The 23,685-nt window shown below is 64.4% G+C and carries 18 protein-coding genes; 7 read left to right on the top strand and 11 right to left on the bottom strand.

Features of this window, described 5'->3' with window-relative positions:
- The first annotated feature begins 276 nt into the window (after positions 1 to 276).
- Both ACKWRH_RS14880 and ACKWRH_RS14875 read left to right on the top strand, forming a co-directional pair.
- Positions 277 to 1,308: an ABC transporter substrate-binding protein gene (locus ACKWRH_RS14880; RefSeq protein WP_445221153.1), complete on the top strand. Its 1,032-nt coding sequence runs from the start codon at positions 277 to 279 to the stop codon at positions 1,306 to 1,308.
- Positions 1,305 to 4,016 carry an ATP-binding protein gene (locus ACKWRH_RS14875; RefSeq protein WP_445221152.1) on the top strand — a complete coding sequence of 904 codons (2,712 nt, stop codon included), beginning with the start codon at positions 1,305 to 1,307 and terminating at the stop codon, positions 4,014 to 4,016. Before ACKWRH_RS14880 ends, ACKWRH_RS14875 begins: the two co-directional genes overlap by 4 nt.
- Positions 4,017 to 4,460: 444 nt before the next feature.
- Here the strand turns inward: ACKWRH_RS14875 and ACKWRH_RS14870 are convergent, their stop codons facing one another.
- Complete coding sequence (locus ACKWRH_RS14870) at positions 4,461 to 5,357, bottom strand: LysR substrate-binding domain-containing protein (RefSeq protein ID WP_445221151.1); 897 nt, start codon at positions 5,355 to 5,357, stop codon at positions 4,461 to 4,463.
- Between the two features lie 129 nt (positions 5,358 to 5,486).
- Between ACKWRH_RS14870 and ACKWRH_RS14865 the strand changes: the two genes are divergently transcribed.
- Positions 5,487 to 6,425 (top strand): ring-cleaving dioxygenase, encoded by a 939-nt coding sequence (locus tag ACKWRH_RS14865; protein ID WP_445221150.1) that lies wholly within the window; start codon positions 5,487 to 5,489, stop codon positions 6,423 to 6,425.
- Positions 6,422 to 7,048, top strand: a complete 627-nt coding sequence (locus ACKWRH_RS14860) for an alpha/beta hydrolase (protein ID WP_445221149.1) — start codon at positions 6,422 to 6,424, stop codon at positions 7,046 to 7,048. The genes ACKWRH_RS14865 and ACKWRH_RS14860 overlap by 4 nt, the downstream gene beginning before the upstream one ends.
- A 57-nt stretch (positions 7,049 to 7,105) precedes the next feature.
- Here the strand turns inward: ACKWRH_RS14860 and ACKWRH_RS14855 are convergent, their stop codons facing one another.
- Positions 7,106 to 8,404, bottom strand: coding sequence for a glycosyltransferase (locus tag ACKWRH_RS14855; protein WP_445221148.1), 1,299 nt, complete (start codon positions 8,402 to 8,404; stop codon positions 7,106 to 7,108).
- A gap of 372 nt (positions 8,405 to 8,776) precedes the next feature.
- Positions 8,777 to 9,304, bottom strand: coding sequence for a cupin domain-containing protein (locus ACKWRH_RS14850; RefSeq protein ID WP_445221147.1), 528 nt, complete (start codon positions 9,302 to 9,304; stop codon positions 8,777 to 8,779).
- A gap of 371 nt (positions 9,305 to 9,675) precedes the next feature.
- Between ACKWRH_RS14850 and ACKWRH_RS14845 the strand changes: the two genes are divergently transcribed.
- Both ACKWRH_RS14845 and ACKWRH_RS14840 read left to right on the top strand, forming a co-directional pair.
- Positions 9,676 to 10,641 carry a helix-turn-helix domain-containing protein gene (locus ACKWRH_RS14845; protein ID WP_445221146.1) on the top strand — a complete coding sequence of 322 codons (966 nt, stop codon included), beginning with the start codon at positions 9,676 to 9,678 and terminating at the stop codon, positions 10,639 to 10,641.
- 118 nt (positions 10,642 to 10,759) lie between these two features.
- Complete coding sequence (locus ACKWRH_RS14840; protein WP_445222405.1) at positions 10,760 to 12,544, top strand: adenylate/guanylate cyclase domain-containing protein; 1,785 nt, start codon at positions 10,760 to 10,762, stop codon at positions 12,542 to 12,544.
- 343 nt (positions 12,545 to 12,887) lie between these two features.
- Here the strand turns inward: ACKWRH_RS14840 and ACKWRH_RS14835 are convergent, their stop codons facing one another.
- From ACKWRH_RS14835 to ACKWRH_RS14805, 7 genes are all read right to left on the bottom strand, one after another.
- Entirely contained in the window at positions 12,888 to 14,528 is a 1,641-nt protein-coding gene (locus tag ACKWRH_RS14835) for an amidase family protein (protein WP_445221145.1), read from the bottom strand.
- Between the two features lie 279 nt (positions 14,529 to 14,807).
- The gene (locus ACKWRH_RS14830) at positions 14,808 to 16,304 is read right to left on the bottom strand and encodes an ABC transporter substrate-binding protein (protein ID WP_445221144.1); all 1,497 of its coding nucleotides are present in this window, start codon (positions 16,302 to 16,304) and stop codon (positions 14,808 to 14,810) included.
- 54 nt (positions 16,305 to 16,358) lie between these two features.
- Positions 16,359 to 17,363, bottom strand: coding sequence for an ABC transporter ATP-binding protein (locus ACKWRH_RS14825; protein WP_445221143.1), 1,005 nt, complete (start codon positions 17,361 to 17,363; stop codon positions 16,359 to 16,361).
- Complete coding sequence (locus tag ACKWRH_RS14820) at positions 17,360 to 18,373, bottom strand: ABC transporter ATP-binding protein (protein WP_445221142.1); 1,014 nt, start codon at positions 18,371 to 18,373, stop codon at positions 17,360 to 17,362. The genes ACKWRH_RS14825 and ACKWRH_RS14820 overlap by 4 nt, the downstream gene beginning before the upstream one ends.
- Before the next feature lie 2 nt (positions 18,374 to 18,375).
- Positions 18,376 to 19,269: an ABC transporter permease gene (locus tag ACKWRH_RS14815; protein WP_445221141.1), complete on the bottom strand. Its 894-nt coding sequence runs from the start codon at positions 19,267 to 19,269 to the stop codon at positions 18,376 to 18,378.
- Positions 19,266 to 20,216 carry an ABC transporter permease gene (locus ACKWRH_RS14810; protein ID WP_445221140.1) on the bottom strand — a complete coding sequence of 317 codons (951 nt, stop codon included), beginning with the start codon at positions 20,214 to 20,216 and terminating at the stop codon, positions 19,266 to 19,268. Before ACKWRH_RS14810 ends, ACKWRH_RS14815 begins: the two co-directional genes overlap by 4 nt.
- 84 nt (positions 20,217 to 20,300) lie before the next feature.
- Complete coding sequence (locus ACKWRH_RS14805) at positions 20,301 to 21,722, bottom strand: amidase (protein WP_445221139.1); 1,422 nt, start codon at positions 21,720 to 21,722, stop codon at positions 20,301 to 20,303.
- Between the two features lie 124 nt (positions 21,723 to 21,846).
- Here ACKWRH_RS14805 and ACKWRH_RS14800 point away from each other — a divergent pair, with 124 nt between their 5' ends.
- Positions 21,847 to 22,734 (top strand): LysR family transcriptional regulator, encoded by an 888-nt coding sequence (locus tag ACKWRH_RS14800; RefSeq protein ID WP_063984460.1) that lies wholly within the window; start codon positions 21,847 to 21,849, stop codon positions 22,732 to 22,734.
- Between the two features lie 12 nt (positions 22,735 to 22,746).
- Here the strand turns inward: ACKWRH_RS14800 and ACKWRH_RS14795 are convergent, their stop codons facing one another.
- Positions 22,747 to 23,682 (bottom strand): carbohydrate kinase family protein, encoded by a 936-nt coding sequence (locus ACKWRH_RS14795; protein WP_445221138.1) that lies wholly within the window; start codon positions 23,680 to 23,682, stop codon positions 22,747 to 22,749.
- Positions 23,683 to 23,685: the final 3 nt, after the last annotated feature.

The following is a 23,685-nucleotide window of genomic DNA, read 5'->3' as shown; positions in this document are numbered from 1 at the left end:
CCTGAAACAACGCCTCAAAAAATCAGCCGCTCAGAAATCGACTTCTCCGAACCGTCGTCTCAACGAGACGGAAAATGTTGCAACGCCACAATGCGTTGCAGATCGTCACGGAGCAGACAAAGCTCGAAACAGCGACTCTTTGGCCGGGTAGGAATACGGTATCGGACTGCCGAATGCTGCGAATGAACATTCATAAGCGCATTTTTTCATCAATTGTGGACACCGCCCTTTCGCGTTAAGCATCCGGCTGGGACAGACCATCGTGCAAAGAACTCCATGACCGAACGGCCTTCCGCGTTCGCGCTCGATCGCCGCGGCTTCATTCGCCTTGCGGGCACAACCGCCGCAGGCTGGATTGCGCTCGGCGCAACGTCAGATCGCATGCGGATCGTTGCCTCGCTGACGGGATTGCCGCTCGACGACGAACTGACCAGACGGAGCATGACCGACAGCCCGACCTCGCGCCTTGGTGGTCTCATCGTCGGCTTGAGGCAGCGAGGCTGGGTCGAAGGCGTCAACTTCCGCCTCGAACTTCGTTCGACCTTCGGCGGACCGGACAAGCTCAAGACCGCGGTCCAGGAGTTGCTCGAGCTCAAGCCGGACGTGATCCTGACCGGCTCGACCATCGAAACCGCCGCAGTCTTTGCCGCCACCAAAACCATCCCGATCGTTTTCGCGACCGCCAACGATCCGGTCGGCAACGGCTTCGTCGAAAGCCTCGCGCATCCCGGCGGCAACGTCACCGGCTTCACCAACAGCACCGCCGAAATGGGCGGCAAATGGCTTCAGCTCATCCGGGAGGCGGTGCAGGATCTCGCGCGCGTCGGCGTCCTCTTCAACCCGACGACCACGCCGCGCGCCGGGCGCTTCTTCCTCGACTCGATCGAGCAGGAGGCCGCGACCTCAGGGGTGTCCGTGGCCCCCGCGCCCGTCAATGCGCCAACGGACATCGACGAAACCATCAGGCGCTTTTCCGAATCGCCCAAGGCGGCGATGGTTGCGCTGGTCGACAGCTTCCTCGTGATCCACCGTCAGGCGGTCGTGGCGGCGGCGGCCAAACATCGCGTCCCCACGATCTATCCGTTCCATTATTTCATGGATGCGGGCGGACTGATGAGCTACGGGCCGACGCTGGAGGTGCGCTCGGCCGACTACGTCGATCTCATCCTGCGCGGCACCAAGGCCGGGGATCTGCCGGTGCAATCGCCGCGGAAATACGAGCTGCTGATCAACCGCACGGTCGCCCGCTCGCTCGGATTGACCATTCCGTTCACGCTGCTGGCGCGCGCCGACGAGATCCGCGAGTGAACGAGGCGATCGACAAGGAACATTTGCCGACGCCTCCGGGCCGGTTGTTCCGAAAATATCTCTACTCGATCGTCGCCCTCGCCTTTGCCGCACTCGCCATCAACACCGGCTTCGACATCTGGTTCTCCTATCGCGAGCAGAAGCAGCTGCTCGCGGCGACCCAGCGCGAGCAGGCCGCAAGCGCGGCCATTCAGATCGGCCAGTTCATCGGCCAGATCGAAAACCAGATCAGATGGCTCTCGCGCCTGCCTCCGGAGCTGTCGAGCAACGAAGACGACCGCCTGAACGCGATCCGGCTCCTGCGCCTCTCGCCCGCGATCGCGGAAATTGCCGAGCTCGATTCGCAGGGCCGCGAGCAGGTGCGCGTGTCGCGCCGTGTCGCGGACAGGGTCGGCAGCAAGGCCGATCTCTCGGCCTCGCCGGCCTTCCGCGGCGCCAATGAAAGCCGGGCCTATTACGGGCCGGTCTACTTCTTGGGCGACACCGAGCCGTTCATGACGCTCGCCACCCGCGGGACCGGGCGGAATCCCAATGTGATCGTGGCCGACGTCAATCTGCGCTTCATCTGGGACCTCGTCGCCGGGATCAGGGTCGGCAACACCGGCAAGGCCTATGTGGTCGACCGCATGGGAGTCCTGATCGCGCATCCCGATCTGTGGCCGGCGCTGCAACGGAGCGATCTCTCCGGGCATGCGGACGTGCGCGCCGCGCTCGACGGCGTGGGGCCGCCCTCGGGCGGCCTGGTCAAGGAGGATCTGTCAGGCCAGCGCGTGCTCTCGACCTATGCGACGGTCCCCTCGCTCGGCTGGCTGGTGTTCGTCGAGCTTCCGCTCAGCGAAGCCTACGCCCCGATCTATGCATCGATCGGACGCGCGACGTTTCTCCTGGTCGTCCTGCTCGCCTTCGCGGTCCTGGTGTCCCTCTGGCTCAGCCGGCGCATGACCGTGCCGATCCAGATCCTGACGCAGGGCGCGCGGCGGATCGGCAGCGGCGATCTCGGCCTGCGGCTCGCGATCAAGACCGGCGACGAGCTGGAAGCGCTCGGCGACCAGTTCAACCGGATGGCCGCTCACCTGCGCGAATCCTACGCGACGCTCGAGCGCAAGGTGATCGAGCGCACCTCCGAGCTCGAGAAGGCGCGCGACCACGCCCTGGCCGAGCATGACGCGGCCGAGCGCGCGCGCAGGGCCGCCGTGCTGGCCAACGAGACCAAGTCGCGCTTCCTCGCCGTCGTCAGCCACGAGCTCCGCACGCCGCTGAACGGCGTCATGGGCGTGCTGCAGCTGCTCGACGACGGCAGCCTCGGCGAGGCCCAGCGCCGCCACCTCGCGACCGCGGAGGCATCGGGCGAAACGCTGATCGCGCTGGTCGATGCCATCCTGGAATATGCCCGCCTGGAGGCCAGCACCGAAACGCTGGAGACGCGCGACTTCCGCCTCCACCAGCTGATCGAGACCGCCGCGGAGCTGATGTGTCCGCAAGCCTTCGGCAAGGGCCTGACCTTCGACCTCGCCTGCGATGCGACGGTCGACACATCCGTGCACGGCGATCCGGTCCGGCTCAACCGGATCCTGCTCAATCTGATCGGCAATGCCATCAAGTTCACCCCGCACGGCGGGATTGCGCTCGCGGCGGCTGCCGAGCAACGCGACGATCATGTCCTGCTGCGCATCACCGTTCGCGATACCGGCATCGGCATCGCGCCCGACATGCACGAGCGCATCTTCGACGATTTCGTCCAGGCCGACGACAGCATCGCGCGGCGGTTCGGCGGCACCGGCCTCGGACTTGCGATCGCGCGCCGGCTCACGCGCCTGATGCGCGGCGAGCTGACGGTCGAGAGCACGCCGGGCGCGGGCAGCACGTTCACGCTTCAAGTGCCGCTCGGCCGCGCCGCAAGCGGCGTGGCGCAAGGCGCGGTCCCGCCGCCATCGCGGCAGCTCCGCGTGCTGCTAGTCGACGACGATCCCGTCAATTGCGAGGTCGGCGAAGCGATCCTGAACCGGCTCGGCCATCGCGCGACGATTGCGAGAGACGGCGCGTCGGCCATTGCGCTTGCCCGCGATCAGGCTTTCGACATCATCCTGATGGATCTGCACATGCCCGACATGGACGGCGTCGAGGCCGCCTCGCGGATCGGCAAGCTCGATCTGCCAAAAATGCCGCGCATCATCGCCGTGACCGCCGACGTCTCCACCAGCGCCCGCGAGCGGCTCGCCGGCGCCGGCATCGCCAAGGTCGTCAGCAAGCCGATCCTGATCAACGCGCTGCGCGAGGCGATCGAGGACGCCCCGGATGAGCCGGCCGCCGCGCAACTCGCTGCAGGCGCATTGATCGACCGGCATTTCCTCGACGACCAGCGAGAGCTGCTCGGCCCCGCGCAAATCGCAAAGCTCCATCATTTGCTGCAAGAGACCAGCGACAAATTGATCACGGACATCGCCAAGGCCGCCGCGGCCGGCGATCACAACGAGCTCGCGCGATCCGCGCACCAGCTCGGCAGCGCCGCCGGCGCGCTCGGCCTTGTCCGCCTGTTCGAGCGCAGCCGCGACGTCGAGCTGGCGGCAGCCTCGATGTCCGCGCCCGAATGCCAGAGTGCCGCGCGCGAGCTCGTCGCGCTCCAGAAGGCCTCGATGAGCGCGCTCGACGAATTGCTCCGACCCGCCGAGCAGCGCGCGGGGCCGAAGACTGAGATCTCCAGCCATTGACACCTCGCATCGAACTCGCTTGTCTCAAGCTTGGCGGACGCGCTCAAACAGGCCGCGGACAAATTAGCGCAGCCACCCTGTGCGGGACTGAGAGGGGCGAGATTGCTGCAGACCAGGGGTTTTCTGTTTTTAGCGTTGACGCTGATCATCAGCCTAACGATCGTTCATGGCTCGCTTTGGGTCCGGGGAGTTAGGCCATCACCTCGAACGAGCTTATGGGAACACTTGATCTGGGAGGTTTTCCCCAGGGATGATCAGCAAAGGCAATATCTGAAGCAACGATTTTTGACGGCGATCGTCGTGCTTCCAATCGTTGCGTTCGCTGTCCACGCGCTTCTTGAAAAGCTTGCCGGATAATCATCGCAAGAATGTCGGCTTGTGGCCCGAAGGGGATATCGCCTCACGCCCCGCTTCCCGGGCCCGGCAGACATCGGCCGCTTGGCCTCAACGCGCCTCGTCGCCGCTAAAACGCTCAACCAGAAAATCAATGAACAGCCGCACCTTCACCGACAAGTGCCGTGTCGGCGGATAGACCGCGTAGAGCGCAAGCGGCGGCGCAGAATAGTCGTCCAGCACCGTCCGCAGCTCGCCCTTCTTCAACGCGTCAGCCGCGATGAACTCGGGCAGCAGCGCGAGCCCCCTGCCCTTGATCGCGACGTCGCGCAGCACTTCGGCATTGTTGACGCAGAGCGACCAGGCCGGCTGGATCCAGTGATCCCCGTCGCTGCCTGTGAGCTTCCACTGACTGCCGGTCAGCAGGAAGCCGTAGGTGAGCGAGGCATGCTCGCGCAGGTCCTGCGGATGCCTGGGCGTGCCGTGACGCGCGAGATAATCGGGCGAAGCGCAGATCATCCGCGCCACCGGCATGATTTTTCGCGCGATCAAACTCGAGGATTCCAATTCCGCGATCCGCAAGGTCACGTCAAAGCCGTCCTGGACGGGATCGAGCAGATCGTCGCTGAGCACGATCTGGAGCTGAAGCTCGCCATAGCGCGCCATGAAATCGGCCAGCACAGGACCGAGCCGCATCGTGCCGAACGACATCGGCGCGTTGACGCGCAACAACCCGCGCGGCGCCGACTGGGCCTGCGCCACCGCCTGATCGGCGGCCTCGATCTCCGAGAGGATCACGACCGCGCGCTCGAAATAGCGCTGGCCGTTCTCGGTCGGACTGGCGTGGCGCGTGGTCCGGTTCAGAAGCTGGACGCCGAGGCTCTCCTCGAGGTCGGCGATGTATTTGCTGATCGCCGAGCGCGACAGCCGCAGCTGCCGGCCCGCCTCGGCAAAACTGCCGCTTTCGACCACCTTCACGAAGGCCCGGAGGCTAGCCACCTTATCCAAGGGCCGGTCCCGCCGATTGTTTCCAAATCGTAGACATAGACGTCATATTTGCATGGATTGTCTCCAATCCAAAGCGGAACGATATTTCCACCTAGAGCAAGACCGCTCCCCGAATTCTGGAGGACGACAATGTCTGGACTGCACCACGTCACCGCGATCGCCGGCGATCCCATCCGCAATTTCGGCTTTTACACAAGGGATCTCGGCCTGCGCTTCGTCAAGAAGACGGTCAATTTCGACGATCCCGGCACCTATCATTTCTATTACGGCGACGAGACCGGCCGCCCCGGCACCATCCTGACCTTCTTCCCCTGGGCCGGCGTGCCCGCCGGCCGCCGCGGCGTCGGCGAGACCCATCAGACCGCCTTCCGCGTGCCGCAGCGCTCGCTCGGCTACTGGACGCAGCGCTTCACCGAGAAGGGCATCGCCTACGAGGCGCTGGAGAAGCGTTTTGGCGAGTCCGTCCTGCCGTTCACCGACCCTGACGGCATGGCGCTCGCGCTTGTGGGTGTCCCCAGTGCCGAGAACGAGCCCGGCTGGAGCAATGGCGACGTCCCGGCCGAGCACGCGATCCGCGGCTTCCACGGCGTGACCTTGCTGCTCGACAGCGCGGCGAAGACGGCTGCCGTCCTCACCGACGTGTTCGGCTTCAAGGAGACCGGACGCGAGGGCTCGGTGATCCGCTTCAAGGCGCCGGGCGATGCCGAAGGCAGCGTCGTCGACATCTACGAGGCCAAGGGCTTTCTGCGCGGACATCAGGGCGGCGGCTCCGTCCACCACATCGCCTTCCGCGCGGCCGATGACGCCGAGCAGGGCCGGATGGCGCAAAAGCTCGTGAGCAATCACGGCCTGCACCCGACCGAGCAGAGGGACCGCAACTACTTCCGCTCGATCTACTTCCGCGAGCCCGGCGGCGTGCTGTTCGAGATCGCGACCGATATCCCCGGCTTCGCTGTCGATGAACCGGTCGCAACGCTGGGACGTGACCTGAAACTGCCAAGCTTCCTCGAAGCGCAGCGCAAGCAGATCGAAAATGTTCTGCCGAGCCTGGAAGAAAGCGCGTCATGACCGAGAGCCCATTCATCCATCGTTTCGAGCCCGCGACAAGGGCGGGCTCCCCTCCGCTGCTCCTGCTCCACGGCACCGGCGGTGACGAGAACGACCTGCTCGGGCTCGGCAACATGATCTCGCCCGGCTCTGCCCTGCTCTCGCCGCGTGGCCGCGTGCTCGAGCACGGCATGCCGCGCTTCTTCCGTCGCCTCGCCGAGGGCGTGTTCGACGAGGACGACGTGCGCCGGCGCGCGCTGGAGCTCGCCGATTTCGTCGCGGATGCGCGGCAGCAATACGGCATTGCCGCTCCCGTTGCAGTCGGCTTCTCCAACGGCGCCAACATCGCAGCCGCGTTGTTGCTGCTGAAGCCGAACGTCCTGGCAGGCGCGATCCTGCTGCGTGCCATGGTGCCGCTGTCGGATCCGCCGAAGCCAGAGCTTGGCGGCAAGCCTGTCCTGCTGCTGTCCGGGCAGGCCGATCCGATCGTGCCGGCGAGCAATTCGGCAAAGCTTGCGGCGCTGTTGTCGGAAGCCGGAGCGCGTGTCGACCACAAGGTCCTGCCGGCGGGCCATCAATTGTCGCAGGCCGACGTCACGCTCGCCCGCAACTGGATCGGCAGCGTCGACGCCAAAGCGGCATGAACCAGCGAGCGGCGCATCGTTCACGAACGATGCGCCGCCCATTCGCATTGCGAACCATCAGGCAGACTTTCGAAGCGGTTGTTTCTTCGGTTGCGGTCTCGCCGCGCGGCCAGTGGCGGCGATCGCCTCCATCTCGTCGACGAGGCCGGACCGATCGATATCGACTTTCATGGCCTCGCCGAGCAGACGGGCCGCCTTCCTGAATTGCGGCTCTGCAATCAATCGGTTCACCGCCGCGGCAATTTCCGCTTCGGAGGCGGTTGGAGGCAACTGAAGCCCTGCCCCCTTCGCCTCGACGCGCGCAGCGTTGGCAGCCTGGTCCCGCCCCATTGGCAGGATGAGTTGCGGCAGTCCGTTGATGAGTGAACGCGTGGTCGTTCCGTGGCCGCCTTGCGAGATCACCACGGAAACATCCTTCATGACGAGGTCATGGGGAGCGCCGCGGACCAAATGCACATTGTTCGGAGCCTTGAGATCGGCGACGTCGACATTGGGACCGGCTGTTGCAAGAGCATCGATCTCGACTGTTTCCATCGCGCCGATAATGCGCTGAAACATTTCGCGCTGACCTTGGGCGCCCGTGCTGCATGCGATCAGCCCGCGAGGACGACCCGACTGAGCCGACCATGGCGCGCGCCACGCCTCCGTCTGCCGAGATTTTGACCAGTTCGGTACATCCAGCAGCGGTCCGACGTAGCGGAAATTGTCGGGCAGCGAGTCAGCTTGAAAGTCGAACGCTCGACTGGTCGCGAGCAAAAGCCGGTTGGCCCGATCGAACAGATCGAAGACATCTACCAGAAGCGGAAGATCCAGATCGGCACGAGCGCGGTTGAGACTAGGTAGAAACACATTGAGTGTTTCGGAAAGCCTGGCATTGGCGGCGTCGACCTCGGCGCGCTCTTCCGGCGTTTTCGGTTGGCCCAATCCACTGGTCGCCGGCGGCATTCCCGGCAGGGGCCGAATGCTGACATGAGGGGACAGAAGAGCGAAAGGCACGCCCGACGCCTCCGCCCCGAGCGCAGCACCAAACAGCACGTCAAGCACGAGAACGGCATCCGTCGGCATGCGGCCGATCTCATCCCGGACATCGGCCGCATAGAGCGCGGCAGGATCAAAGACGGCCTGGCGTAGAAAGTCTTTCACATCCGAGACATCCACCGGATCCGCAGCCTTTCCGGTTGGGGCGCGGCGCCATGTTACAAATGCAAAGCCGGAGGCCTCGACTTCAGCGCGCATCGCCGGATCCGCCATCACCCGGATATGATGTCCATTCCGGTGCAACCTCCGCGCCGCAGTCAATAGCGGGCTCAAATTCCCGAGGGTCCCCCACGACGCCAGCAGAAAATTATAGGACATCGGAGAACCCTTTCGTCGCGGTGGCGCATTCGCTGGAGCAATCCATCCTGGGCAACCCAATGCAGGTTTCCGGACAGATGCTTGGCCGCGCTTGTATCCGCGCGGCCACGCCAAGAATGGAGCGGCGCGCGCTACCGAACGATGTCTCCTCAGGGGGAGATGGTTACAGCTGTAAGAATGAGGATGGCCGCTTAAGGGCGCATCGGGTGGGGGCAAGAGCAGTCCATCGGTTCAGAACGCGGATTTCTCCGCTAAGGGCCAGGACCGGAAGTGCGCCGACGCGCGCTTGCGATAGTGCTTAGCCGCTCGTTTCGGTTGCCGCTCCCTTCAGTGCAATAATTCATGGCATCCAGCACGAGAAAGGAACCGCAGTCAGTCACCGCCCCCGCTCCAATTGACGGTCAATCCGACCGCTGAGTTCTCTTCCGGGCTCGCGAGCCAATACCCGTTTGCCTGCACGAGCTTGAGGAAGCGTCGCGCTTGCTCCTCCGGCAAAGAGCCGGCAGCTGAACTCGATATCTCCTGCAGAAACCGGGCCATCTTTGTTGTTGTCACGCATATGATCGAAGCAGCCAGTTGCGACGAGTTTCTCCAAGCGTGCTTGGCACCGTCTCGCACATCGAAGACATCGCCTGGTCCAAGCTCCTCCCAGCGGTCTCCGTGAAGGGCATTTATGCTCCCGGACACCACGTAAAACGTCTCTCGATCGGCGTGACTATGCATCGGCACCACCGTGCCCGCGGGCAGGGTACATCGGATGAGACAGTAGTCTCCCGCATTATCGGAAACCTCCGTGAGATACTCGTTCATCGGACGCAAATGTTTCTGCGGGGAAAACACTTCTTGGGCATTGATTGCGTTCGTCGAGCGACGATCATTCGGATTGGGATTGTCAGACATCGTCAGAGACCTCCTGCATGATGCTGCGGGCGCGACACCTGCACGCGACACTTGTAGATGACGCTCGACTTGTTGACCGCAGCAGTTTGACACCATCGCCACCAGAGCGCCGTCAGATCGGCACAAGGATTGCTGTGCTGGTCCAATCACTCTCTCGAGCGGTTGATATCTAGAACAATGAGGAATGAGCGTGAAGTGGCTGGCGCGCCCTTTCCGATGCGGTGACGCGCACTCTTTCAACGAACAGGAGCGCGTCATTTCCTAAAACGGCTGGGAACACATTTTTGTGTGCTGCTGTTGCAGCATTCAGACTTGTGCGCACTTGCGGTAAACAGGTCGCCTCATTCCTTGGCTGCGAAAGGGAAAGCGAGATGTCCAGCCGCAGTGAATTTCTCATCGGGCCAACATCGGATTACGATACATGGCTAACCGGCATCCGCTCAATCGGTGTTTTCAGTTCTCAGGGCGTCGCATCCAAACTTTTTGAGGGTTCGGTCCGTGGCTCATGCATGTGGGGAATGATTGCGCTCGAAACTGCATTTGCCAGCCCCAACATCAACCGGTTCGAACGGATGCGCCGCGACCCTCGCCTCAATAGCAGCGATTATTACAACGTCGTGTTTCAGATATCCGGTCGGTCGACACTGATTCAGAACGATCATGTGGCGGAGCTTGCTGTGGGTGACATTGGACTTGTCGACGTGGCCCGACCAGTGAGTTTGATCTCTGGGAGCACATCCTGCCGATGGCTTTCTCTTTCTATCCCACGACGGCGGCTGATTTCCCATTTGGGTTTGGAACCAGGCGGCGGGATATGTTGGCACGGTGCAACACCCGCGTGTCGCCTCCTATTCCGTCTCGTTTCGGACGCCCCTGGCGAAGACGATAGTTCATTCACTGCGGCCGAGCCCTACATCCAGTTGGCAATCTACGATCTGCTTGGTGCCTTATTCGCCGGGTCCGATTTGCTGCCTAATTCCTCTCACACTGACAGGCTGTTCACGCGCGTCTGCAGCATCGCCAGGAACCATTTCTCAGATCCTGACCTTTCCCTTCGCGATGTGGCCAGCGAAGCGGGAATTTCATTGCGCTATCTCCAGAAGCTGTTCACGGCGCGCGGACTAACGTGCAGCCGGTTCATTCAGTCGCTTCGTTTGGATCACGCGGCACATCTTCTGATTAGACGACAGCCAACCAAATCGCACCAGATGCTTAGCGAGATCGCCTACTCCTGCGGGTTCCGCGACTACGCGCATTTCTCTCGAATGTTCCGCCTTCGATTTGGGTGCAGCCCAAGCGTAGCGTCGGAAGCGCATGCTCGAGTTGGTTCAAATTGAGAAGACCTCGGTGCAAGCACGTGTTTTCCGGTTCGCCCTCGAACGCAGAGATTTGGTCGGCATGTCTCAGAAGGACCCAGGAACGGTCATCAGCTTGGGCGGGCATTCAGTCAAAGCGATGTTGGCGCCAGTCCGGGTTGAGCGCAGGTTGGCGGCGATAGTGGCTGCTGACGTGGCTGGCTATTCGCGGCTGATGCACGAGAATGAAGAGGCTACCTACGCCAAGGTGACGGCGCTCCTCGCGGACGCTGTCGCACCGGCAATCGCCGAACACGGCGGCCGCATCGTGAAGAACATCGGCGATGGCTTCTTGGCGGAGTTTCCGAGCGCTGTCGAAGCCGTCCGAACTGCGGTGCAGTTTCAGACCCGCATCGGGGAACTTACAATCGATGACACGGAAGACAGGCGTATTGCTTTCCGTGTGGGTGTCAACATCGGTGACGTAATCGTTGAGCCTCATGACATCTTCGGGGACGTCGTTAACATCGCTGCGCGGCTTGAGAGCATCGCTGAGCCCGGCGGTATCTGCATCTCGTCCGCCGCCTACGATCAAATTCGAGACAAGGTCGAGGTTGAGTTTGCCGATCTTGGCGAGCAGAACCTCAAAAACATCGAGCGCCCAGTGCGAGCCTACGCGGTGCTCCAAGAAGGACCTAACCCGCCGGTGCAAGCCGACCGCGCGAGACCGACCGTGCTTCCAGCGCCACGACTTTCGATCGTCGTCCTGCCTTTCATGAACCTCGGGGGCGATACCGAGCAGGACTATTTTGTCGATGGCGTGACTGAGAACCTCACGACGGACCTGTCGCGCATCAGTGGCGCATTCGTAATCGGTCGACACACCGCCTTTACCTATAAGAACAAAGTGATTGATCTCAAACAGATCGGTCGCGAGTTGAATGTTCGCTACTTGCTCGAGGGCTCCGTGCAGCGTGGCGGCAATCGGCTTCGAGTAAATGTGCAGCTGATTGACGCTGAAACCGGGGCGCATCTATGGGCCGAACGCTTCGACAAACCCGTCACCGACCTTTTCGATACGCAGGACGAAATCGTAGCAAGGCTCGCCAATACGCTGGACGCCCAGCTTATCGCGGTTGAGGCGCGCCGAGCGGAACGTTCGCTGCATCCCGATGCGATGGACTTCTATTTCCGAGGCGTGGCCTTGTGGAACAAGGGAATCACGCCCGAATCGATGGCACAAGCCCGCGGCTTTTTTGAACGAGCCTTGGCGCTCGATCCTGGAAATATCGGAGCGATGGTCGGTGTGGGGTTGGTGGATGCGTCCATCGGAGCGATCTTCCTGGCCGACGACCGGGCCGCGCATCTCGCGGCAGCCGAGACGACGTTGACAAAGGCGCTGTCTCTCGCGCCGAACCACGCCTTGGCCCACATGATGTTAGGGATAGTCCAGATTTTTACGAACCGCGCGACTCAAGGCATCGCCGAATGCGAGCGAGCGTTGGTGTTGGATCGCAATCTGGCTAACGCGCACGCGGCCATCGGTTTCGCCATGAATTCTCTCGGTCGCGGCGCTGAGACTGAGGCCCATGTCAACGAAGCACTCCGCCTCTCTCCCCGCGACATCTCTGTCTTCCGGTGGCTGCAGATGGTCGGCTTCGCCAAAGTGCAGCTCAATGCCGACGCCGAAGCGGTAGCTTGGTTCCGTCGAAGCCTCGAGGCCAACCGAAATTATCCCATCACGCATTTTGGGCTCGCCGCCGTCCTGGCACTGCTCGGCTCGCTGGATGAGGCGCGGGCCGCTGCCAAGGCAGGACTTGCGCTTGATCCAAGCTTTACCATCCGCCGGTTCCGCCTCGGCGCAGCGAGTGATAATCCCACCCACCTCGCCGGACGCGAACGCGTCTATGAGGGTATGCGTTTGGCCGAGGTACCGGAGGGATGATGTCCGGTATGGGTCCAAGCCGAAATCAGCATCGAGCAACGCCACCCGCCGGACGATTGAATGTCGTGCTGCCGGACATACCGATGTTCACCACGCCGGTCTGCGTCCTGCACGCATTCGCGGCGGCAGCTCCCCCTGCGAGCCCGCCTGTTCATCGATTTTCTCGTCGAGGCCTTGGGCGTGTCGCGCAATTTGTCACTCTGAACTTTCGGAACTGGCCAGAAACGTGGCCTAACGCGCGAGCAGGGACTTCCGCTACGGGCAAAAGCCGTCCTCAACCGACGTCGCTTGAATTAGCCAACACTGCAGGCCAGCAATCCTGATCCTCTCGGCCCAATGAAATCTAGAGCGCGGGCAAGCCGGGCGGCGGCTTGCGCGCGTTGGAGGCCTGCTCATAGGCGTATGCCAGGCGCAGCAGCTTGTGCTCGCTCCAGGCACGGCCCGCGAAGGCGACGCCGAGCGGATAGTCGGGCGTGTCCTTGTCGTCGGCCCCCGAGATGAAACCGCCCGGCACCATGACGCTGGGATAGCCCGCCTTCGCTGATATCACGCAGCCCGCGGCGCCGGGAAACATCACCGCGTCGAGCTTGTGCTGGTTCATGTAGGCGTCCATGCCGCGCGTCTTGGCGGAGAGCAGGTCCATGGCCCGTGCCGATTTGTACTCGCGCTCGCTCAGATCGCCCCTGGTCATGTTGGCGGCGAGGAACAGGTCCTGGCCGAACCGCAGCGCCGTCTCCGCATGAGCCTCGTTGAAGGCCACGATGTCGGCCATGGTCTTCATTTCTGTGTTCGTCGCCCAATCCTTCAGGTAAAAATTGAGATCGCGCTTCAGCTCATAGAGGAAGACGATCGGCGGCGTCGCCAGATTGCCCTTGTTGCGACTCAGGGGATTGCGGTTGAGCACATTCATGCTCGTACCCGGCCCGCCGATCCAGCCGAGTGTCGGCATGTTGGCGCGCACGATGATCGCGCCGAGATCCTCCAGCACCTTGATGGCATCAGCCATCACCTTAGCCGACCTGGGCGGCAGCTTGCCGTAATAGCGATCGTTGAGCGGATCGCCGGGCTCGCTCGGCACGCCGATGCGTGCGCCCCTCATCGCATCGTTGGTGAGATCCGCAGTGTAATCGGCCGGCCGCCGCTGCCGCTCCGTCGCCGGGTCGAGCGGGTCCTTGGCCGCCAGCACGTTCAACAGCATCGCCGCGTCGCGCACCGTGCGCGTCATCGGTCCTGCAGTGTCCTGGCTGTGCGCGATCGGCACGATCCCGGCCCGACTCACCAGCCCGACGGTTGGCTTCACCGTGACGAGGCCGTTTTGGCTGGCGGGATACAGCAGCGAGCCCGACGTCTCGGTGCCGATCGAGGCTGCGCACAGGCCGGCCGCTACGGCGACGGCCGAGCCCGCGCTCGATCCGCCCGGCGGCACGACCGGAATGCCGTGATCGCCCATCAGCGCCGGCGCGTAAGGGTTCTTCACCTGACCGCCGAGCGACGAATAGCCCGAGGGCATGTCGGCCGCGACAATGTTGGCGAACTCCGTCAGGTTCGCCTTGCCCAGGATCACCGCGCCGGCCTTGCGCAGCAGCTTGACGACGGTCGCGTCTCTCCTGGCGCGCGCGCTCTCCAGCGCCAGCGAGCCCGCGGTCGTCGGCTGCTCGTCGCCGGTCGCGATGTTGTCCTTCACCAGGATCGGGATGCCTGCCAGCGGCCGCTTGGCCGACGGTTTGGTGTCGTCGAGCTTGCCCGCGATCCCGAGCGCGTCGGGATTGATCGCGCGCACGGAGTTGAGCGCGGGTCCACCGCGATCGTACGCCTCGATGCGCGCGAGATAGGATTTGGTCAGCGCCGTGGCAGTGACCTGCCCGCTGGCCAGGGCATGAGCGATATCGCTCATCGGCGCATTGTCGAGCTTCAAGATGATCGGTGCTTCAGCGCTGACGACAGCCGCGGCGATGCCGGCATCGCGGCGGGATGGCTTCTTCATGGCGTGCCTCGCCTGACGGCGCGTCCCGAACCATGACGCCGCGATGATCATATATTGCCGGTGTTTTGCCCGACGGGTCAACCGCATCGCATGGCTCATGCAAGCCATCGAGCGGACCGTGCAAGCCAATGACGCAAGTCATTGAAATATCTAACCCCGGCTACTGTGCATGGGGTTGTTTTCTAGGTTTTTGTTTTGGGTTGCCCAAATAGATTGACCTCTCCCCGATGGGGAGAGGTCAACTTTGAAGCGACAGGCTCGAACTTGGCGAGGCTGGCCCTACTCCCAGGACCAGGTCGAGAAGTCGTTCTCGAACTGCGGGACGTCCTTCCAGACGCCCTTCAGCTTCTTGTTGGTGATGGTGATGAGCTGCGGCTGGTACAGGAAGCCGGCGACCGCGTCGGTGGCCAGCATGCGCTGGGCATCGCCGAGCAGCTTTACGCGGCCGGCCTCGTCAGGCGTCGACACGATCTGCTTGTAGAGCGCGTTGAAGGCCTCGTTGTTGTAGCCGAGGTAGTAGTCCGGCTCGGTGATCTTGACGAGGTCGAACGGCTCGACATGACTGACGATGGTGAGGTCGAAATTGTGCGGGCCGTTGCCGGCGAACACCTGCGACAGCCACTGCGCCCATTCGACGTTCTCGATCTTGGCGACGATGCCGACCTTGGCGAGCTGCGCCGCGAGGATCTCGCCGCCCTGCCGTGCGTAAGATGGCGGCGGCAGCTTCAGCGACAGCTCGAGCGGCGTGGTGACGCCGGCTTCCGTCAGCAGCTTCTTCGCCTTCTCGGGATCGTAGGGGTTGATGCCGGTGGTATCGACGAAGCCGAGCGCGCCGGGCACGTAGAAGCTGCCGATCGGCGTGCCGAAACCGTCAGCCGCTCCGTCGATCATCGCCTTGCGGTCGATCGCGGCGAGGATGGCGCGGCGCACGCGGACGTCGTCGAGCGGCTTCTTGCGCTCGTTGATGCCGACGATGGTCTTGGCGCGGGAGCCGCCGACCATCACGTTGAAGCGCGGATCGGCCTTGAACTGTCCGATGGCGCGCGCTGCCGCGACGCGCGGGAACGCATCGACGTCGCCCGAGAGCAGCGCCGCGGTCTGCGCCGCCGGATCGGAGATGAAGCGGATCGTCACCTTCGACAGCTTGATCGCGGCGGCGTTGCGATAGTCGGCCCATTTGTTCAGCGTGAGCGAGGACCCCTTGGCCCAGGCCCCGAGCTGATAGGGCCCGGTCCCGACCGGCTGCGTGCCGTTGGTCGGCGCGCTCTTCGGCTCGACGATCGAACCGCTCGCCTGCCCGAGCAGGAACGGCAGGTTCGGCTCGGAATATTTCACCGTGATCACGACCGTGTCGGCGTCGGGCGCGTCGACCTTCTCGAAAGCCTGGAACAGGCTCTTGTCCTTGTTGGTGCTGGTGGCGATCGCGTTGCGCTCGAATGAGAACTTCACCGCCGCGGAATCGAACGGCTCGCCGTTCTGGAATTTGACGCCCTTGCGCAGCTTGAACGTGTAGGTCTTCAGGTCGGGCGAGGCGGTCCAGCTCTCCGCCAGCAAGGGCGAGACGGAGCCGTCCTCGTTGATCTTGGTCAGCGTCTCATAGATGTTGTAGAGCGTCACTTCTGCGATCGCGGCCGCGGCGGCGATGGTGGGATCGAGCCCTGGCGGCTCCAGCGCCATCGCCATGACGACGCTGTCCTTCTTGCTCTGCGCCAGCACCGGCAGCGGTGCTGCGACAAGCGCAGCGGCAAATGCGACGATCGATAATTTCTTGAGCATGCGTAACTCCCCGGCCCTCTCTTGTCTTAGCCTACGCCAATTCCATGCGGGACACTAACCCTCCATGGCCGCGTGCGGCAATGCCATCACGGCCTCCGCCTTGTGGCAGGCGGCGAGATGGACATCGCCGACCTTGCGTAGCAAGGGCGGAACCTCGCGGCAATGCTGGTCGGCCAGCGGACAGCGCGCGACATAGGGGCATCCGGCAGCAGTCGCCGATTGCGAGGCGATCGCCTGGGCCCCGCGCCGCCGCCGGCCGCCGCCGGCGCGTGCCCGCGGCACGGCATCCAATAGCGCCCGCGTATAGGGATGGGCACAGCGCTCGAACAGGTCCTCCGGCCTGCCCTGCTCGACGATCCGGCCGAGATACATCACCGCGACCTCGTCGCAGAGATAGTCGACCACGGCGAGATCGTGGCTGATCAGGATGTAGCTCAGGCCGAACTGCTCCTGGAGGTCCTGCATCAAATTCAGCACCTGCGCCTGCACGGAGACGTCGAGCGCGGAGACCGGCTCGTCGGCGACGATCAGCTTCGGCTGGGTGATCAGCGCGCGCGCGATCGCGATGCGCTGGCGCTGGCCGCCGGAAAATTCGTGCGGATATTTGTCCATGTCGGCATCGCGCAGGCCGACCTGGCGGAGCACCGCGGAGACGCGAGCGCGAAAAGTGGTGCGGTCGGCATCTTCCAGCACGGTGAGCGGCTCGGCGACAATGCGCGCGATGGTCTGGCGCGGATCGAGCGATCCGTAAGGATCCTGGAACACCATCTGGAAATCGCGGCGCGCGCGGCGCAGCTCGTCCGGCGAGATGCGGTTGAGATCGCGGCCGAGCAGCGCGACCTGCCCCGACGTCGGCCGCTCCAGCGCCATCACCACCCGCGCGAAGGTCGACTTGCCCGAACCGGACTCGCCGACGACGCCGAGGCTCTTGCCGGCATCGACCCGCACGCTGACGCCGTTGAGCGCGCGCACCTGGCCCGGCGCGCGGAACAGGCTTTCACGCGGCAGCGTGTAGCGCTGCTCGAGATTTTTGACGTCGAGAAGCGGCGCTGCGGTCATGCGGGCAGCGCTCCGACATTCGCGGCCATGGAGACATCGGTGCGCACACAGCGCACGCCGTGACCGGGACCGACTTCGACCGTCGGCGGCAGCGCCACGCGGCACTTGTTCTCGACCAGCGGACAGCGGTCGCCGAACGTGCAGCCGGCGGGCAAGTCCGCAAGTTCGGGCACCGTGCCCGAGATCGTCGTCAGCCGCGTCCCCTTGCGCGCGCCGAGCTTCGGCCGGGCGCGGAACAGGCCCTGCGTATAGGGATGGCCCATGCGGCGGAACACCTCATCGGTCGGCCCGCTCTCGACGACCGTGCCGCCATACATCACCATCATGCGCTGCACGTTCTCGGCGATGACGCCGAGATCGTGCGAGATCAGGATCATCGACATGCCGCGCTCCTCGACGAGATCGGCGATGAGGTCGAGGATCTGGCCCTGGATGGTGACGTCGAGCGCCGTGGTCGGCTCGTCCGCGATCAGGAGGTCGGGCTCGCAGGCCAGCGCCATGGCGATGGTGACGCGCTGGCGCTGACCGCCGGAGAACTGATGCGGATAGGCGTCGATCCGCCTTGCGGGGTCGGGCAGTCCGACGCGGTCGAGCAAGGCGATCGCTTCTTTGCGCGCCTGCGCCGTCGAATACTTCTTGTGACGCCGCAGCGGCTCGGCAACCTGATGGCCGATCGTGTGCATCGGATTGAGCGCCGTCATCGGCTCCTGGAAGATCATGCTGATGCGGTTGCCGCGCAGCTTGCAATAAACCGCATCCGACAGACCGGCAAGCTCGCTGCCATCAAGCCTGATGCTGCCGGTCACGACAGCACTGTCCGGCAGCAATCCCATCAGCGACAGCGCCGTCACCGACTTGCCGCAGCCGGATTCGCCGACGAGACCCAGTGTCTCGCCGCGCTTGAGGGTGAAGCTGACGCCGCGCACGGCCTGTGCCGGTCCGCGGCTGGTGTTGAGGCGAACGCCGAGATTGGCGACCTCGATCAGCGGCAAGTTTGAGTGCTCCCCCATCGTCACCGCTCCCGCGCCAGTCGCGGATCGAGCAGATCGCGCAGTCCGTCGCCGAGCAGATTGAGCCCGAGCACCGCGATGGCGATCGCCGCGCCCGGATAGACCGCGAGCATCGGCGACTGGAACAGCAGCGTCTGCGCATCGTTCAGCATGCGGCCCCAGGACGGCTGCGGCGGCTGCGTGCCGAGGCCGAGATAGGACAGCGCGGCTTCGGCAAGGATCGCGAGCGCGAACTGGATGGTGACCTGCACGATCAGGATCGACAGGATGTTCGGCAGCACATGCTCGATGGTGATGCGGAATTTGCCCTTCCCCGAGGCGCGCGCGGCCAGCACGAATTCGCGCGCCCAGATCGCGTTGGCCGAGCCGCGCGTCAGCCGGGTCAGCGTCGGGATCTGGAAAATGCCGATCGCGATGATCGAGGTCACCATGCCCGGCCCGACGACGGCGGCGAGCATGATCGCGGAGAGCACCGCCGGAAAGGCGAAGGTGAAATCGGAGAAGCGCATGATGATCTCTTCGGTCCAGCCGCGCTTGGCCGACGCGATCAGGCCGAGGCAGACCCCGAAGGTGAGACCGATGCTCACGGCGATGATTCCGACGAGAATGGTCGAGCGCGCGCCGGCGAGCAGCAGCGAGACGATGTCGCGGCCGAAGGAATCGGTGCCGAGCCAGTGCGCCGCCGACGGCGGTCGGAGCTTCGAGGCGATGTCGATCTCGTAGGGCGAATACGGCGTCCACACCAGCGACAGCAGCGCCGAGGCGAGTACCAGCAGGCTCAGCGCGCCGCCCAGCACAAAGCTGCGGTGACGCAGCGCGCGGGCCCAGAAGGTGCGGGCCGGCAGCGGACGCGTTGCGATCGGGGCGTCGACCGAAGTGGACAGTGGCGCGCTCACAAATCGTGGACCTTGATGCGGGGATCGATGAAGGCGTAGAGCACGTCGACCACGAAATTCACGATGACGACCATGGCCGCAAGCAACATCACGCAATTGCGCACCACGATCAGGTCGCGGTTGGCGATCGACTGGAAGATGAGGCGGCCGAGGCCCGGCAGGTAGAACACGTTCTCGATCACGATGGTGCCGGCGAGCAGGTTGGCGAATTGCAGCCCCATCACCGTCATCACGGGGATCATGGCGTTGCGCAGCACGTGGCTCCACAGCACCTCGCGCTTGCCGAGACCCTTCGCGCGCGCGGTGCGGACGAAGTCTTCGCGCAGCACTTCGAGCACCGCCGAGCGCGTGACGCGCGCGAGGATCGCGGCCTGCACCACCGCGAGCGAGATCGCCGGCAGCAGCAGCGACTTGATGCCGAGCCAGATGCCATCCTCCCAGCCGGGAAAGCCGCCCGCCGAGAGCCATTGCAACCGCACCGAGAACAGCAGGACCAGCAGGATCGCGAACCAGAAGTTCGGCAGCGCGATGCCCACCTGCGTCAGCGACATCACGCCGACGTCGCCGAGCTTATTGTGGTTGGCCGCGGTGTAGATGCCGGCCGAGAGCGCCAGCGTCACCGTGATCAGCATCGACATGATCGCGAGCGGAATGGTCAGCACCAGCCGCTCCGCGATCAGGCTCGCGACCGGCGTGCCATACACATAGCTATTCCCGAGATCGCCGACGAGCAGCCCCTTGATCCATTGCAAATAGCGAACCGCCAGCGGCTGGTCGAGCCCGAGCTTGACGGTGAGCGCGCGCACCGCGTCGGCCGACGCATCGGCGCCCATCAGCATCTGCGCGGCATTGCCCGGCAGCGCATCCAGCACCAGGAAAATGATCACGGATGCGCCGACCAGCGTCGCCAGCAAGGTCAACAGACGTCGAAGAAAGAATACGTTCATGCGCGCTCGGCTTCAGGGCTCATCCGCCGCACGATCAACATGTCCGGGCGCCGGAGGCAAGTCCTTTGCGGCATGTGCCTCACCTCAGCCGGGCCGGCGGGACAGAAGATCGTGCGAGGCCTCGAACAGCGCGCTCACCCGCAGCAATTCGGCATCAGCACGGAAGCGACCGACGAGCTGAAGCCCGATCGGCAGGCCGTCGCGGCCGAAGCCGCAGGGCAGGCTGATCGCGGGGTGGCCGGTCATATTGAACGGCATGGTCCACGGGAACCAGTGCGGCCGGACGCTATCGAAGTGCTTGCCGTCGATCTCGATGGTGCCGAACAGGTCCTGGTCGATCGGCAGCGCGGTGCGGGTGAGGGTCGGCATCGCCAACAGATGCCCGCGCGCAAGCAGGGATTGCACGCGGCGGAACAGCGCGGTGCGCGCGAACATCGCCTCCTGATAGGCGACGCCGCTGACATTGGTCGCAAGCGCGACCTGCTTGACGAAGGCCTCGCTGAGGACATCGCCGTGTTCGGCCACCAGCTTGGCAAAGCGCGTGCGCCAGACGGTGTGGTTGATGGCGCGCCAGATCGGCTCGATGTCAAACCCCTCGCCGGAGAACTCCTCGAGCTCGGCACCGAGACCGGCCAGCCGATCGAGGCTCGCCGTGAAGCTAGCCGCGACATCTGACGACACCGGGCGACCGGGCGGCGACGCACAGAACAAGATCCTTTGCCCGCGCAGATCGCCGCGCGGCGCGGCGGTGCCGATGAAATCGGGCACGGGCACGCCGATCGACCAGGGATCGCAGGAATTCTCGCCGGCCATCGCCTGCATCATCAGCGCGGTATCGGCGACGGTGCGCGTGGTCGGCGTGACATAGGTCTGGTTGCCGAAGGCATCGAGCGCCTGGCTGTGCGCGATCACGCCGTTGCTCTGCTTAAGCCCCACCACGCCGTTGCAAGCGGCGGGAATTCGCGTCGATCCGCCGCCGTCGGTCGCAATCGCAAGCGGCGCGATGCCGCTCGCCACCGCCACGGCCGCGCCGCCACTGGAGCCACCGGAGGACCGCTCCGCACTCCACGCATTGCGGGTGCGGCCGAACAAGGGCGAGTCGGTCAGGCATTTGCTGCCGAATTCAGGCGTCGTGGTCTTGCCGATCAGGATCGCGCCTTCCGCACGGAGCTTTGCCACCGCAACGGCATCCTCGGCCGGCACATTGTCCTTGTAGGGAACGGCGCCGAACGTGGTCTTAACGCCGCCAGTGTTGACGATGTCCTTGACGGTGACGGGAAGCCCATGCAGCAGGCCAAGCGGCTCGCCCACCATCACCTTGCGCTCGGCCGCACGCGCCTGCACCATCGCCTCGTTGCCGCAGAGCGTGATGAAACAGTTCAGCTCGGGCTGAAGCGCCTCGGCACGCGCGAGCACGGCGCGGGTGACCTCGACAGGCGAAATCTTCTTCGTGGCAATGAGGCCGCGCAGTTCGGTTGCGGACAGCAGGCAGGGATCGCCGTTCATCGTCAAATCATCGCTCCGAAGCCGGCCCTCGTTGGCCGATGGCATTGACAGCGAGAATGACACTTCTGTTAACTCAGCGTCCAATACCATTTTAGTGGTCAACCCATACGATTTCGGTATGCCAATGGATCTTCACCGGCTTCGCTACTTCGTCGCCGTGGCCGAGGCGCGCAGCGTCGGCAAGGCCGCCGAACGGCTGCGGATGGCGCAGCCGCCGCTGTCGGTCCAGATCCGCAAGTTGGAGGCCGAGGTTGGCGCGCCGCTGTTCCGCCGCGGCACGCGCGGCATGGATCTGACGGAAGCGGGCCAGGCCCTGCTGGTGCGCGCCGGCGAGGCGCTGGCGCTTGCGGCCGACGGGGTCGAAGCCGCGCGCGCGGTCGCAGCCGGCAGCCGCGGGCGGATTTCGGTCGGATACATGTTCGTGCTGGCGAACGCCATGCTGCCGCGCCTGATCCCCGAGCTGCGGCGATCCATTCCCGGCGTCGACCTCGACTTCGCCGAGCTCAGCGCCTCGACGCGCGAGGCGCGGCTGCTCGACCGCAGCGTCACCGTCGCGCTGTGCATGCCGGCGATCCACCATCCCGAGATCCAGGTGGCGCGGATTGGCGCACAACCGTTCATGCTGGCGATGCCGAAGCGCTCGCCACTTGCGCGCCTGAGCGCAGTGCCGATGGCGCGACTCCAGGGCCGCCCGCTGATCGCGCTGCCGCCGCCGGAGCAAGACCCCGCCTCCTCCGCGGTCGCCGCCCTGCTGCGGCGGCATCAGATCGTGATGCCGATCGCGAGCCGGGTGGAGACGGTGCATTCGGCGATGAGCCTCGTTCTCGCCGGCGAGGGGCTTGCGATCCTGCCGGCCTGCGCGAAGCTCGGCGCGCCGCAGGGCATCGTGTTCAGGCCGCTGCGGGATGCCGCCGACTCCATCGATATCGCCGTGTGCTGGCGGCGGGATTCGCAGAGCCCACTGATCCGCACCTTCCTCAAATGCGCCGAGAAGGTCGTGGCACGGCTGTGATGCGGAGCCGCGCTAGACGCCCCACGTGACTTCATGGCTCCACGGCGGATCGGCACCCGGGCGGGTACAGGTCAGGCCGGCGCAATTTGCCGCAAAGGACAGCGCACGGTGAAGATCTTCCACGCTGATGTCCTTCAGTTGCTGCCGGCCGATGCGGCCCTGCTTGTGTAAGGCAAAGAGCAATGCCGCCTGAAAGCTGTCGCCGGCGCCGATGGTGTCGGCGACCTCGACCTTGGGCGCGGCGACCTCGATCTGCCCTGCTCCCGCGTGCCAGGCGATGGCGCCGTTGTTGCCGCGGGTGATGACGACGAGGCTCGTGCCCTGCCCCAACAGCACCTTCGCGCGCTGCTCATAGGGCTCCTCGCCGAAGAGATACGCGAAATCGACATCCGACATCTTGATGAGATCGGCGTGGCCTGCGAACTCGGCCATGCGCGCAAGGTAGGCCGGCTTGTCCCTGACCAGATTGGGCCTGCAGTTCGGATCGAAGGAGATCGTTGACGACGCGCGCGCGTCCGCGATCAGGGCTTTCGTCTCGGCCGCACCCTGGTCGTTGACCAGCGTGGTCGATCCGACATGGATGACCTCGACCGTCGCGAACGGAATTGTGCCGCGCCGGTAGGTCCAGTTCCGTGTCGCGGTTTCGGCATCGTAGAAGGCGTAGTGCGACTCGCCCGCGACGATGCGCACGAAGGCGAGCGTGGTCTGGTGATCGCTGCGGCTGGCCAGCCCCAGCTCGACGTTCGACGCGGTGGCGTGGTCGGCGATCATGCGCCCGAACATGTCGGCCGAGATGCCGCCGACGAATCCGGTCGGCGCGCCGAGCCGCGCCATGCCGATCGCGACGTTGAGGCAGGAGCCGCCGACCGCAGGCATCACCGCCTCGCGCCCCTCGGTGTTTCGCGTCGGGACGAAATCGATCAGCGCATCGCCGCAGGCAATCAACATCCG

This window comes from Bradyrhizobium sp. Pa8, from assembly GCF_052588265.1.
The sequence above is the reverse complement of the archived record's forward strand: the minus strand, read 5'-3'. Positions and strand labels throughout refer to the sequence as shown.

Excerpts from the sequence above, each read along its gene's own strand:
- ACKWRH_RS14880 (WP_445221153.1), top strand. The coding sequence starts at position 277 with ATGACCGAACGGCCTTCCGCGTTCGCGCTCGATCGCCGCGGCTTCATT.
- ACKWRH_RS14865 (WP_445221150.1), top strand. The coding sequence starts at position 5,487 with ATGTCTGGACTGCACCACGTCACCGCGATCGCCGGCGATCCCATCCGC.
- ACKWRH_RS14860 (WP_445221149.1), top strand. The coding sequence starts at position 6,422 with ATGACCGAGAGCCCATTCATCCATCGTTTCGAGCCCGCGACAAGGGCG.
- ACKWRH_RS14855 (WP_445221148.1), bottom strand. The coding sequence starts at position 8,404 with ATGTCCTATAATTTTCTGCTGGCGTCGTGGGGGACCCTCGGGAATTTG.
- ACKWRH_RS14850 (WP_445221147.1), bottom strand. The coding sequence starts at position 9,304 with ATGTCTGACAATCCCAATCCGAATGATCGTCGCTCGACGAACGCAATC.
- ACKWRH_RS14845 (WP_445221146.1), top strand. The coding sequence starts at position 9,676 with ATGTCCAGCCGCAGTGAATTTCTCATCGGGCCAACATCGGATTACGAT.
- ACKWRH_RS14840 (WP_445222405.1), top strand. The coding sequence starts at position 10,760 with ATGTTGGCGCCAGTCCGGGTTGAGCGCAGGTTGGCGGCGATAGTGGCT.
- ACKWRH_RS14835 (WP_445221145.1), bottom strand. The coding sequence starts at position 14,528 with ATGAAGAAGCCATCCCGCCGCGATGCCGGCATCGCCGCGGCTGTCGTC.
- ACKWRH_RS14830 (WP_445221144.1), bottom strand. The coding sequence starts at position 16,304 with ATGCTCAAGAAATTATCGATCGTCGCATTTGCCGCTGCGCTTGTCGCA.
- ACKWRH_RS14825 (WP_445221143.1), bottom strand. The coding sequence starts at position 17,363 with ATGACCGCAGCGCCGCTTCTCGACGTCAAAAATCTCGAGCAGCGCTAC.
- ACKWRH_RS14820 (WP_445221142.1), bottom strand. The coding sequence starts at position 18,373 with ATGGGGGAGCACTCAAACTTGCCGCTGATCGAGGTCGCCAATCTCGGC.
- ACKWRH_RS14810 (WP_445221140.1), bottom strand. The coding sequence starts at position 20,216 with ATGAACGTATTCTTTCTTCGACGTCTGTTGACCTTGCTGGCGACGCTG.
- ACKWRH_RS14805 (WP_445221139.1), bottom strand. The coding sequence starts at position 21,722 with ATGAACGGCGATCCCTGCCTGCTGTCCGCAACCGAACTGCGCGGCCTC.
- ACKWRH_RS14800 (WP_063984460.1), top strand. The coding sequence starts at position 21,847 with ATGGATCTTCACCGGCTTCGCTACTTCGTCGCCGTGGCCGAGGCGCGC.
- ACKWRH_RS14795 (WP_445221138.1), bottom strand. The coding sequence starts at position 23,682 with ATGTTGATTGCCTGCGGCGATGCGCTGATCGATTTCGTCCCGACGCGA.